This window comes from Imperialibacter roseus (genome assembly GCF_032999765.1).
GTDB classification, from domain to species: Bacteria; Bacteroidota; Bacteroidia; order Cytophagales; family Cyclobacteriaceae; genus Imperialibacter; species Imperialibacter roseus.
The window spans coordinates 4,323,860-4,336,037 of the sequence record NZ_CP136051.1 but is presented as its reverse complement, the minus strand read 5'-3'; the positions used below and the strand labels follow the sequence as shown (position 1 = coordinate 4,336,037).

12 protein-coding genes and 1 tRNA gene are annotated in these 12,178 nt (G+C 45.5%); 6 read left to right on the top strand and 7 right to left on the bottom strand.

Annotated features, from left to right (window positions below):
- Window positions 1–26: 26 nt before the first annotated feature.
- Window positions 27–428 (bottom strand): hypothetical protein, encoded by a 402-nt coding sequence (locus RT717_RS18215; RefSeq protein WP_317487813.1) that lies wholly within the window; start codon window positions 426–428, stop codon window positions 27–29.
- A gap of 78 nt (window positions 429–506) precedes the next feature.
- Between RT717_RS18215 and hisS the strand changes: the two genes are divergently transcribed.
- From hisS to RT717_RS18195, 4 genes are all read left to right on the top strand, one after another.
- The gene (hisS, locus tag RT717_RS18210; protein ID WP_317487812.1) at window positions 507–1,877 is read left to right on the top strand and encodes a histidine--tRNA ligase; all 1,371 of its coding nucleotides are present in this window, start codon (window positions 507–509) and stop codon (window positions 1,875–1,877) included.
- Window positions 1,878–1,963: 86 nt separating this feature from the next.
- Window positions 1,964–3,868: a T9SS type B sorting domain-containing protein gene (locus RT717_RS18205; protein ID WP_317487811.1), complete on the top strand. Its 1,905-nt coding sequence runs from the start codon at window positions 1,964–1,966 to the stop codon at window positions 3,866–3,868.
- Window positions 3,869–3,879: 11 nt separating this feature from the next.
- Window positions 3,880–4,212 carry a YbaB/EbfC family nucleoid-associated protein gene (locus RT717_RS18200; RefSeq protein ID WP_317487810.1) on the top strand — a complete coding sequence of 111 codons (333 nt, stop codon included), beginning with the start codon at window positions 3,880–3,882 and terminating at the stop codon, window positions 4,210–4,212.
- Window positions 4,209–5,222 carry a glycosyltransferase family 2 protein gene (locus RT717_RS18195; RefSeq protein ID WP_317487809.1) on the top strand — a complete coding sequence of 338 codons (1,014 nt, stop codon included), beginning with the start codon at window positions 4,209–4,211 and terminating at the stop codon, window positions 5,220–5,222. Before RT717_RS18200 ends, RT717_RS18195 begins: the two co-directional genes overlap by 4 nt.
- Here RT717_RS18195 and RT717_RS18190 read toward each other — a convergent pair.
- Window positions 5,216–5,425 (bottom strand): PspC domain-containing protein, encoded by a 210-nt coding sequence (locus RT717_RS18190; protein ID WP_151999780.1) that lies wholly within the window; start codon window positions 5,423–5,425, stop codon window positions 5,216–5,218. The two genes, RT717_RS18195 and RT717_RS18190, sit on opposite strands and share 7 nt — an antisense overlap.
- Before the next feature lie 154 nt (window positions 5,426–5,579).
- On the opposite strand from RT717_RS18190, the gene RT717_RS18185 reads away from it, so the two are divergent.
- Window positions 5,580–7,343, top strand: a complete 1,764-nt coding sequence (locus RT717_RS18185; protein ID WP_317487808.1) for a tetratricopeptide repeat protein — start codon at window positions 5,580–5,582, stop codon at window positions 7,341–7,343.
- 84 nt (window positions 7,344–7,427) lie between these two features.
- Here the strand turns inward: RT717_RS18185 and RT717_RS18180 are convergent, their stop codons facing one another.
- From RT717_RS18180 to RT717_RS18160, 5 genes are all read right to left on the bottom strand, one after another.
- Window positions 7,428–8,033: an SET domain-containing protein gene (locus RT717_RS18180; RefSeq protein ID WP_317487807.1), complete on the bottom strand. Its 606-nt coding sequence runs from the start codon at window positions 8,031–8,033 to the stop codon at window positions 7,428–7,430.
- 57 nt (window positions 8,034–8,090) lie between these two features.
- Entirely contained in the window at window positions 8,091–8,651 is a 561-nt protein-coding gene (gene pth / locus RT717_RS18175; RefSeq protein WP_317487806.1) for an aminoacyl-tRNA hydrolase, read from the bottom strand.
- Window positions 8,652–8,738: 87 nt separating this feature from the next.
- Window positions 8,739–9,329 (bottom strand): 50S ribosomal protein L25/general stress protein Ctc, encoded by a 591-nt coding sequence (locus RT717_RS18170; RefSeq protein ID WP_317487805.1) that lies wholly within the window; start codon window positions 9,327–9,329, stop codon window positions 8,739–8,741.
- Between the two features lie 11 nt (window positions 9,330–9,340).
- Complete coding sequence (locus RT717_RS18165) at window positions 9,341–10,285, bottom strand: ribose-phosphate pyrophosphokinase (protein WP_317487804.1); 945 nt, start codon at window positions 10,283–10,285, stop codon at window positions 9,341–9,343.
- 56 nt (window positions 10,286–10,341) lie between these two features.
- Window positions 10,342–10,412 (bottom strand) — tRNA-Gln (locus RT717_RS18160).
- A gap of 377 nt (window positions 10,413–10,789) precedes the next feature.
- On the opposite strand from RT717_RS18160, the gene RT717_RS18155 reads away from it, so the two are divergent.
- Window positions 10,790–12,139, top strand: a complete 1,350-nt coding sequence (locus RT717_RS18155; RefSeq protein WP_317487803.1) for a DUF4493 domain-containing protein — start codon at window positions 10,790–10,792, stop codon at window positions 12,137–12,139.
- The last annotated feature ends 39 nt before the right edge of the window (window positions 12,140–12,178 follow it).

Here is a 12,178-nt window from a genome sequence, read left to right as displayed (position 1 = left end):
TTTTTTATATAGTTAAACCGAGTGATTTACTCAGCGTCCTTGTCTTTCTTCGCAGCTTTTGCTTTGGGTGCAGCTTCTTTCTTAGGAGCAGCGGCTTTCTTTGCAGCAGGCTTTTTAGCTTCTTTTGCAGGTGCCTCAGCTGCCGGAGCTTCTGTAGCGGGTGCATCAGCTTTAGCTACGGGAGCTTCAGCTTTAGGTGCTGGTGTTTCCTTCTTAGCTTCTGGCTTAGGAGCAGTGAATTGCTTCTTCAACTCTTCTAAGTCAACATTTTTTATAACGGGTGTTGCAGTCAAATGCTTGATAGAAAACTGCCTTGAAGCTGATACGTTTCTATTTTTACGACCCTTGCGTTTTAATCTTGTAACTCCCATGAGGTTCAATATTTTTCGAAATGGAGCGCAAATATAGTGGTTTACTTTCAAATTCATAACTCCCAACGCTATAAATCACAAAGCTTTAGGGTAATTCCATCGACTAATTCGTAGTTTTGCCGCAAAACAGGAGTAATGGCTGCACAAAAACCAGGTTTAGCGAGAGGAACAAGGGATTTTGGACCCGTTCAAATGTCGAGGAGGAATTACCTTTTCGGCATCATCCGAACGGTCTTCGAAAAATTTGGCTTTCAGCCTTTGGAAACGCCCGCAATTGAAAACCTGGCTACGCTTACCGGTAAGTATGGCGAGGAGGGAGATCAGCTGCTGTTTAAGATTTTGAATTCTGGTGACTTTATGAAAAATGCTTCTGATGCTAACTTGTCGGAGCGAAACTCCAAATCCATCACACCAGAAATCTCCGAAAAAGGCCTTCGCTACGACCTCACGGTACCTTTTGCCCGCTATGTGGTGATGAACCAGCACCTGCACAACTTTCCATTCAAGCGATACCAGATACAGCCTGTGTGGCGAGCCGATAGGCCGCAAAAAGGCCGCTACCGGGAGTTTTTCCAGTGCGATGCCGACGTGGTGGGTACCAACAGCCTCCTGTGCGAAGCGGAAATTGTGCTGATGATCAGGGAGGTGTTTGAAAAGCTGGGGCTGGCCGATTATTCTATCAAACTCAACAACCGGAAGATACTGAGCGGCATCGCCGAACTGATGGGGGCCCCTGGCAAAGAAGGGCCCCTGTGTGTAGCCATCGATAAGCTGGATAAAATAGGGGAGGAGAAAGTATTCGAGGAGCTAAAGGAAAGAGGGTTTGGTGACGACGTGGCCAAAAAACTACAGCCATTTTTGCAGCTTACCGGGTCTAATGCTGCCATCATTGCCGACCTTGAAAAGCTATTGGCTCGCAGTGATGTCGGTATGGTTGGCGTCGCAGAGTTGAAAGAGGTAATGGCAATGGTGGAAGGCTTTGGGGTAAAGGTGGATCAACTTGCCATAGACCCAACACTGGCCCGTGGCCTTAGCTACTACACAGGTTGCATTTTTGAAGTGAAACCCACCTCCGTGCAAATGGGAAGCATTTGCGGCGGCGGCCGATACGATGACCTCACTGGCATGTTCGGTTTGCCCAACGTTTCTGGTGTCGGCATCTCTTTCGGTATTGATCGTATTTACGATGTGCTCGACGAACTGAATTTGTTTCCTGCAGAATCGCTGCGCACATCCAAAGTGCTTATCGCTAATTTTGACCCGGCCTCGGCAATGAAGGCGCTGGCAGTTCTTGGAAAGCTAAGAGAAGGTGGCATTGCAGCCGAACTTTACCCAGAGTCGGCCAAGCTGAAAAAGCAGTTTACCTATGCCGAAAGCAAGGGCATTCCCTTTCTGCTCATGGCCGGAGAGTCGGAGTTCGCCTCAGGTGAATTTGGGCTTAAAAACCTTCAGTCGGGGGAGCAAAAAACATTCACAATAGAGCAAATCATTAGCGAGCTAAGGTAAGGGAAGCAATTTCGTTGTTTTATATTGCGTTGTTTAACTACCCGAAAGGCCTGCGTAACAGTACCAGGCAGGTTAATTACTTGGCTTTGATTCAGAGAAAACGGTTTATTCAGCTTGCGATATGTTGGGGGGTGTTGGCACTTTCGGTAGTCGCACATGCTCAGAACACCAGCAAAATAGGCCGGTTTTCAGTTGATAAAACCATTGGGTGTGCTCCACTAAGCATTAATGTCACCAAGCTTGATAACTTCGGTGACATCTCACGACAGTACCTCTTTGAAGAGGGAATAAGTGTTACTAATGACACGACCCATACGTTCAGTTCGCCTGGTATATATAATGTGGTTCAAATTGTTCAGAATGCCGTTCCAAGAACCGATACTTTGACAATAGTTGTCAATTCCCCCGAACCACCGCAGGTAACGGTCGCCAACTGCCGCAATTTTTCAGCCAGTGTCAGGGTGCCTGCGAGCCCCTACGATTATTACCGGGTTTACTACACCGCCGCCGACTCAGTGGATGTGCTGGCTGGTAACTATGCTGTTCCGCACGACTATGGCGTGGCTGGCAGATTTCCGGTGAGGGTGAAGGGTTTTTACAATGGCGGCAATGACGGCTGTGGCGAAACCAATGTAATCATTAACACAAGGCAGGAGCTTACCGACCCGACCCTCAATAGCATCGAAACTTTTCAGGACAGCACCATGCTGATCAGTGCCACGCTCAACTCAGGCATTAGCTACGTATTACAGGTGTCGGAAAACAATGAAAGCACTTTCAGTGAGATTTCGCTAGTCTTTCAGGGAAATCAAATTTTGTTGGATCAACTGCTGCCGATGACTAACGACTATTGTTTTCGCCTGGCAGCCTACGACCCCTGCAACAATGAGTACTACTACTCCAACACACTCTGCCAGGTAAGCCTGGCTGCCAGCTTCGAACAGTACCGAAACCTCCTTAGCTGGGTTCCTCCCGGCCCGGCAGCTCAGTCATTTGAAATCTACCGCAACGATACCTTATATTATCAGTCTGCCAATGCGGGGGTAACGCAGTATCCCGACTCCACCCTCATTTGCAACACCGGCTACTGTTACCAGGTAAGGGTCAACTATCCGGTAGGGTTTGCCCTGAGCCAGGTGGTGTGTGGAACCTCCTTCGAAAAGCAAAACTTAGCACCCATCACAGGTGTCTATTCCACTTATCAGGGCGATGATCTTTTTCTCAGTTGGGAGAGTGCTGAGCAAGCCAATGCCAACACTACCTATCAGGCAGTTTATGCTTTTGACGGTAGCAATTTTAGTACAGGAGCTACTTTCAAAGGCGACATTAATGAGCAACTGGTTAGCAATCCACAGTTTTTAAAGAACAGCTATTCTTATACTATTCGATATAGCGACGAATGCAATAATATTTCTCCATTAGGCACAATTACCCGGCCCGTATTTCTCAGTATTGAGCAACAGCAGACAAACACCTTCCACCTAACGTGGAATCAGTACCGGCCACTCACCGACGGTGTGCGGCAATATTATGTCGATCTATGGGATATCAATATGGCGCTGTTGACCACTTTCGATGTATGGGATCCCACCTTCTACGAGCTGCGGCTTACTTCCGAATACAACAGCGCTGCTTATGTAACCGTGCGGGCAGCAGGGTTAGGTGTTGATGCCGACTTTGTCACAACCAGCAATCGGCGGGCCATTGCTTTTCACAGCGATCTTTACCTGCCATCAGCCTTCACCCCTAATGGAGACGGCCTGAATGAGGAGTTTGGTGTGAAAGGGCCGGAAGTGACTAATTTTAGCTTTAGAATTTACAATCGCTGGGGAGAGCTGGTGTTTTACACAACTGAGCAACCCAAAGGGTGGAATGGCGTATTCAAAGGTGCCCGGGCACCGCAGGGAACATACAGGTATTATGTGGAAGGAACCGATGCAGGAGGCAGACTGATCAAAAAAAGCGGTAATTTTGTTCTGCTGAAAAACTAAACGAAGAGCATATGTTTGATATGATGAAAATGATGGGCAAGGTGAAAGAGGTGCAGGACAAAATGAAGGCTGCCCAGGAAAACCTTGCACGCATCGAAGTGGAAGGTGAGTCGGGAGCTGGCATGGTCAAAGCTGTGGTTAACGGAAAAAAGAAGCTTGTAAGTCTTGATATTGATCCGTCACTCCTCAATGACAAGGACAAAGAGATGCTTCAGGACCTGGTGATAGCGGCAGTAAACATGGCGACAGAAAAGGCTGATGAAAAAGCCAAAGAGGAAATAAAGAAGAGCACAGAAGGAGTTCTGCCCAATATTCCGGGGTTCGACTTTGGTAGCATGGTATGAGCCCAAAGGTAGCTGTAGCCATTCTCAACTTCAACGGCAAAGACTATCTTGACCGTTTCATGCCCTCGGTCATCGATTTTTCACCCGAAGCCGACATTTGGGTGATAGACAACGCCTCAACCGATGGCTCGGTAGATTTTTTGAAGAAAAACTTCCTTGATGTAAAGATTATAACCCTTGAAGAGAACCTGGGCTATGCCGGTGGCTATCAGGCTGGGCTGGCTCAGATCGACGCCGACTACTACGTTTTGCTTAATTCAGATGTAGAAGTAACTGAAAGCTGGCTTCAGCCAATGATTTCCCTTCTCGAAGCAGACAAAACGATTGCTGCCTGCCAACCAAAAATTCTTTCCTGGCATTTGCGGGACACTTTCGAATATGCCGGTGCGGCTGGTGGCTTTATCGATATACTTGGCTACCCGTTTTGCAGGGGGCGGGTATTCGAAACGCTTGAAAAAGACAGCGGACAGTACAACGACCAACTTGAAGTTTTTTGGGCTACAGGGGCTTGTTTGTTTATCCGGTCTACCGCCTTTAACGAAGCAGGCGGGCTGGATGCCACCTTCTTTGCTCACATGGAGGAAATTGACCTTTGCTGGCGTTTGAAGATGGCTGGCTACAGCGTTTACTACCAGGGAGAGTCGGTCGTGTATCATGTTGGGGGAGGCACGCTCGATAGCTCAAATGCCTATAAAACCTATCTCAATTTTAGAAATAGCATCGTTTTATTATTGAAAAACGACGTTTCCCGATCGCTGTGGTGGAAAATACCGGTGCGGTTCAGTATTGACTTCCTAATCTTGCTCAGGTTTTTGGTGTCGGGCAAAGCGGATCATGCAAAGGCTATTTCAAATGCCCACGTGTTTATTGTAAGGAATTTTTCGAAATACAGACCGCTTCAGCCAAAGAAAGCTTTGAAAATGCTAACCGGTGCCTATAAGGGAATTGCGCCCCTGGCTTATCTAGCTGGGAATAAAGGTTACAGCAAACTGAGAGGGAGAATTCAATAATACCAAAGTATGTTGTCACGCCTTCTGAACCAACGTCTGAACTGCATGATAAACGCCAACGTCAGGTAAACGATCAGAGGAGATCCGAAAGTTAAGAACGACGAATAAATAAAAAACAACCTGATACTTGTAGTGGGGATTTTCAGATAATCACCTAACCTGTTACAGACCCCAAATGCGTATTTTTCAAGAAACTGTATCATGAATACCGGCTTTTTGCTCTGCAAAGTTAATAACAAAAGTCGTATATTGTTCTAATGGTTGATTAATGCAAAATTATTTTCCGTATAATTGCAATAGAACCATTATAACAATAGTTTTACGTCGGAATTCATAATCATTCAAAACATTATTCAAATGAAAAAAACGAGACTTGCTTTCGGCATATTGTTTGGATCACTCCTGATGTCAGGTTGTGCGCTAAACAAGATGATAAAACTTGCCAATGACCAGCAGTTGGAAGTGACCCCGAATCCTTTAGAGCTTCATGCTGACAAAGTGGAATTTGAGATGTCCGCTATACTTCCTCCAAAAATGCTCCCAGGCGGTACTTCTTACAGCCTAAAAACCTTCTATCAGTATGGAACCAACGAAGCCGAGCTAGGCACAGTTGAATTCAAAGCAGGTGATTTTCCTAATAGCAGTTCTACAACATCCAGAAAAAGCCAAACATTCTCATTTGCCTACGACCCAGCAATGGCGAAGGGTGATGTAATGATTCAGGGTGTTGCTGCCAAAGGAGCAAAAAACAAGACTACTGAAAAAATGAAAGTAGCTGAGGGTGTCATCACTACATCTTTGATGGTAGAAGACATTGTAGCTGCTTCTTATGCTGACCACGGATACAACGACAAAGAAGAATTGGAACCAACAAACGTTGAATTCTTTTTTGAACAAGGTCGTTCAGTTCTTAGAACTTCAGAGAAAAACAGTGACCGTGGTAAAGGTTTCACTGCTTTCGTTGCCGATAAGAACGTAACCCGTACTGTAACTATCACAGGTACTCACTCACCTGAAGGTACTGAAACAATCAACTCTGATCTATCTCAGGATCGTGCTGAGGCGATTGAAAAGTGGTACAGAGACATGATGGCCAAATACGACTACAAAGGAATGGCTGATCAGATCAAATTTGTATTGAAGCCAGTAGTTCAGGACTGGACACAATTTAAAACCATGCTAAATGGCTTTGACGGTGTAAGCTCTGATGAAAAAACTGCCATGCTTGCTGTGGTAAACGGAACAGGCACTTTCGAAGAAAAAGAAAAGGCGCTGCAGAAGCTTTCAGGTTACAAGAAAGTGTTTGACAAAATCTACCCAGTATTGCGTACTGCAAAAACTGAAGTCTTGACTGTTAAAGTTAAGCGCCCTAACCCTGAAATAGCTGTTCTGGCTAAGCAAATTGGTGAAGGCTCAATTTCTGCCGATTCTCTTTCAAATGCTGAGTTGCTTTTTGGTGCAACACTTACTCCATCTCTTACTGAGAAAGAAGCTATTTACAAAGCGGCTATTAAGAAGCAGGATACTTGGGTAGCACACAACAACCTTGGAGCTGTTTATCTTCAAATGGCTGCTGCAGCTAGCGGTGCTGACGTGAAGAAGAATGTTGACTTGGCGCTTACTCAATTGGAAATTGCCAACAAACAAAAAGCGAACACTGCCGAGGTACTGGTAAACATGGCAACAGTTTACATGCTACAGGGTGACAACACTAAAGCATATGACGTAGCAGGAACCGTTTCTGGTGCAACAGGTGATGCTTTGAGAAAGCTTAACACTTTGAAAGGAACTCTTGAGGTAAAAACTGCTCAGTACGACAAGGCATTGATGTCTTTCGCTGGAGCTGACAATACTGCCGAGGTATCTTTCAACAGAGGTCTTGCTCTTGTGCTTAAGAAAGAATTCTCAAACGCTAAGACTGCATTCAAAGACGCTACTGATAAGGATAGCTCTTATGCGAAAGCATTCTATGGCCTTGCGATTGTAGGTGCCCGTACTTCAAATGCAACAGAAGTAACAAACGGCCTGAAGTCAGCTATTGCTGAAGATTCTTCGCTGAAAGAAAAAGCACTTACAGATCTTGAATTTAGGAACTACGCAGACGCCGTAAGATCCCTTTAATTCACAGGAAGATTTGAATTCTATTAAATAAGAAAAGCCCCATAATGGGGCTTTTCTTATTTAATTCCGCTGGAGGTTGAGGGGTTATCTAACCTTTGCTGTCTCCTTTTCAAGTTTTAAAGAATAGACCGACAGGTAGTTGGCAGGGTTGCTAAAGTAACTCTCCAACTGCTCAACGGTTTCTTCCTCCATTAATGGCATCAGCGGTTGCTGCACTTGTTTTAATTTTGCTAAGGACTGTTTCAGCGTCTCATCCCACTTTGGGTAGTAGGCGTCAAAGTCATCGGCACTAACTGATCCACGGCAACCCGGCTTGTCACACAGCAGATCAATTCTCTCTGTCATGTTAAAAATACCGTATTCATCGGTGATCTGTTCACCGGGAAAAATATCCCGGATTGCAATTTCAAAACCATAACCAGTGCTCATCGTGTTGCATTGACAACAGTGATTTACATACTTGGCAAGGTCCCAGCTCACCACCCTAACGCCACGCTGATCTATGTAAGAATATCTTTCGATCTTCTCTTGAAGTAGCGGGACACATTTTTCGAATGCTTCGGGGGTGATTTCAAGTTCCAGACTATCCCTGATGTACGTAATTGTACCTTCAGGGATAAATTCTGTGGCAAATACACCGTAGCCTACGGTCTCATTTACCAGTCGGAGTTCAGTGTGAGGATGAATCATACCTAATTCATAACACTATAATTTTATGCAAAGAAATATAAAGTTTTGAATAGTCAATTATTCATTGAAAAAATTCATAGTTCTTTCGATTCCTATTGCTGCAAATGATAGGATCATATCGATGGATTTGTCCATTCTTTCAGGCAGGAGGGCCATTTCTTCCCTGGAAAAATTATTTAGAACGTACTCCACCTGATGGCCCTTTGAGTAGTTATCGCCAATGCCAAAACGAAGCCTTGCGTAGTCCTGGCCGCCAAGTGTGGCCTCAATGTTTTTGAGTCCATTGTGACCGGCGCTTGAGCCCTTGGGCTTCATCCGCAACTTGCCAAATGGGAGGGCGATGTCATCGGTGATAACAAGGATGTTTTCTCTGGGAACTTTCAATTGCTGCATCCAGTAAGCCACAGCCTTGCCGCTGAGGTTCATATAGGTAGTCGGCTTAATGAGGTGCAGGGTTCGGCCCTTATGTTTGATTTCAGTGGTGTAGGCTTGCTTGTTGAAGGTGAAGCTGGCAGACTCTGCCTGAGCAAGCCGATCCAACACCAGGAAGCCAATGTTGTGCCGTGTGAGCTCGTATTCAGGCCCGATGTTGCCCAGTCCTGCTATTAGGTATTTCATTGCGTTAATCGTTTGTCTACTGCCTCCAAAATAGAAAATCCCGCCTTAAGAGGCAGGATTTTCAGATTGATGGCATTAGAATATTTTTTATGCTTCTTCTTCTTCCTCTTCTCCGTCAGCTCCTTTGCCTTTAAGCGCTCTAGGAACTTCCACTGATGCGATAGAAACAAGGGGGCTATTCAAGATGTTGTATTTAGCTTCTCCAAGCTCTCCCACCTTCACTGTTTTGCCAAGTTCCAGTTTGCTGATGTCTACCTCAATGAATTCCGGCATTTCAGAAGGAAGTGCCTTCACAGTAAGTTTACGCATCTTAGAAACCAACTTACCACCTTTTTGAACTCCGGGAGCTACACCCAGGAACTTAACAGGAATATCAAGTTTTACCGGTGAGTTTTCATTCAATTCAAGGAAGTCAGCATGCAGAATCATCTCGTTTACCGGATGGAACTGAATGTCTTGCAAGATCGCTTTGAACTCTTGTCCTTCAATATTCAGATGAACAAAAGCAGCATTTGGCGTGTAAACAAGGTCTCTGAAAAGAATCATAGGCGCATGAAAATGCACCTGGCTTTTCCCTCCATAGATAACACATGGAACACTGCCCGCAGCCCTAAGGTCTTTGGACTCCTTTTTACCGAGATTTGCTCTTTTAAACCCTATAATCTCTACTGTTTTCATAATGATGTATATTAATTATTTATAAATAGCGAACTAATGGAGCCGTGGCTGTGAATGTTATTGATAGCCTTGGCGAAAAGGTCTGAAACGGTAAGTACCTTTATTTTTGATGATTGCTGCTTAAGGGGCAGGGTGTCTGTGACAACAAGTTCTTCGAGCACCGAGCTGTTGATATTGGCGTAAGCATTACCCGACAGTACCGGATGCGTACATATTGCTCTTACAGTTCTTGCTCCCTTCTCCTTGATAAGCTGCGCTGCCCTGCAAAGTGTGCCGCCGGTGTCAATAAGGTCATCGATAAGCACCACATCTCTGTCGGTTACATCTCCAATTACCTGCATGGAGGCAATTTCGTTGGCACGCTTGCGGTGTTTGTCGCAGATAACCATATCGGCTGAGAAATGCTTAGCGAACGTCCGTGTTCTTGCTACGCCTCCAACATCAGGAGAGGCAAACGTCAGCGCATCAAGATTGAGTGATTGAAGGTACGGAACGAAAATAGCCGTTCCATCAAGGTGATCAACAGGGATATCAAAAAAGCCCTGAATCTGTCCCGCATGCAAGTCCATAGCCATCAGGCGGTCAGCACCTGCCGATTGCATTACATTGGCTACCAGTTTTGCTGCAATGGAAACTCTTGGCCTGTCTTTTCTGTCCTGGCGTGCGTAACCAAAGTAGGGCACCACGATTGTAACGTACTTGGCACTGGCCCTTCTTGCCGCATCTATCATGAGCAAAAGCTCCATAAGGTTGTCGGCGGGTGGACAGGTAGATTGAATCAGGAAAACGTCGCAGCCTCTGATGGACTCGTTGAAGCTGTAGGAAAGTTCGCCATCACTGAAGCGCTGCGAAGAATAGTTCCCAAGAGGTTTGCCATAAGCCTCAGCAATTTTCTTCGCCAGGTCTAACGATCCCGTTCCAGGAAAAATCTTTACAGATGATTCAATTGGTTCCATCAAAATAGAGCACTCCAGAAAGTAAGAATCCCGGCTTTCACCGGGACTTTTGAAAGTTGACCGACAAGGATTCGAACCTTGACAAACAGAACCAAAATCTGTTGTGCTACCGTTACACCATCGGTCAATCCGATTTTGGAGGTACAAAAGTAGAAACTATCTTTTGGTTTACAATAGCAGGTAATAAAAATATTACACGAAAGTCAGTAACACTTTCTCTTTTTCGCCTGAATGCGCCCAGCACAAGACCAGGCTGAACGGACGGGCAGCTCTGCCCTGCATTGTCATTCTACCTGCCACTCTCTCTAACATCGGGTAGTGAGCATCCATATTACCTGGTAACATGTATCGCTCACTCTCTCAAATGTTGCCGCCGAAGTACTTACTTTTTGGTATTTTCTACTCTCTAATGAGTTGAAATTGATTTAGTTACAAGAATAATGTACCTTACAGTAAGGTTAGCCAACTCAAGAGCATTTTTTTACCATCAAAACAATACTAATCATGAGAAGAATTTCACAATTATTCTTAATGGTTCTGTTTGTATCATGCCTTCTGTCTTGTAACAAGAATGAGGATCCAACAGAGCCATTGGCTGACAAGGGGGTGCTTAAGCTCAGCCTTGCACTAGCCATTGACGAATTCCCTACTTCGGGTAGGGTAGCAGAAGTAGTAGATTTGGGCGATTACGTCGTCACTATTTTCGACGCTACTGACGACACTGAGGTGATAGTTTTCGATCCCTGGTCGAGCGCACCGGAAGAGATTGAGCTGGAGACAGGTGAGTATTACATCGAAGCACACTCCAATAATCTGGTGGACGCAGCGTTCAACAATCCTTATTATTTTGGAAGATCCGACAATTTCACAATTGATAAGGAAGAGATCAAGGAAATCCCCCTTACTGTGACGTTGGCTAATTACAAGGTGTCAGTGGTTTATTCAGACGACATCAAAATGGATTTTGACACCTACGGAATGGTTGTTACCTATAACAACACCGGGGAGCAGCTTGACTATGGCGACTCCGAGGAGCTGGAAGGCTACTTCAGAGCCAACAACCCTATTTTCATCGAAATTTCGATGACTTATTTCAAGGTGTTTGATGGAACGACGATTGATAGAACACTTACAGCAACTATTGATAATCCACAACCAAGAACACACTACAGAATTAATGCAGATGCCCACCTCGACGACGGTAAAATCGTTATCAATATCAATATCGACGACGGTGTCGATGTAGTCGATATTACTCCTGCTGAAGTAGAGGTGCTGAATGGACCCGCCACCCCTGAAACGATTGGGGCCAGTTTTGAGCAGTCCTTTGAGGATGAGCGTGGATTTCCTTTTGGGGAACTAGTTTGGACGTTTTCAGACATAGCGCTCGCAAATAATAACGCAATTTACTGGAGCCCGGTCATAGGTGGCATCAAGGCATCGATGGATGGGGATGGATATGATGACCTTGTGTTAAATGAGACGCTTGACTTTGTCGAGGCCGAATCGAACAGGGGCAACGGGGTACTTGTTTGGCAGGGATTAACCCAGATACCGTTGTTCAATGGATCTTTTCAGCCGAATGAAACACGAATGGAAATGTCGATTTTTGACGGCGATGGAGTGACGCCGAGAGGCGTGGTTGACCCGGCAACCCTGGGTATGCCTGCCAGCATAGGAGGCATGGTTCCAATTGTCAATAGTGGCGATAGTTTTGTTGTAAAATTCAAGCTGCTATCGAAATCAGGGGCGAACTGGGTGCCCTATCTTGATACCTTTGATGCTGCGTCAACACCGCCAGATGCTGGTGGTACGGCCTACAGCTCCTTCGAGGGAGGCTTCTTCTGGGAATAGCGAATGCTAACGATGAGATAAATGAAACGAGGTCGGGAG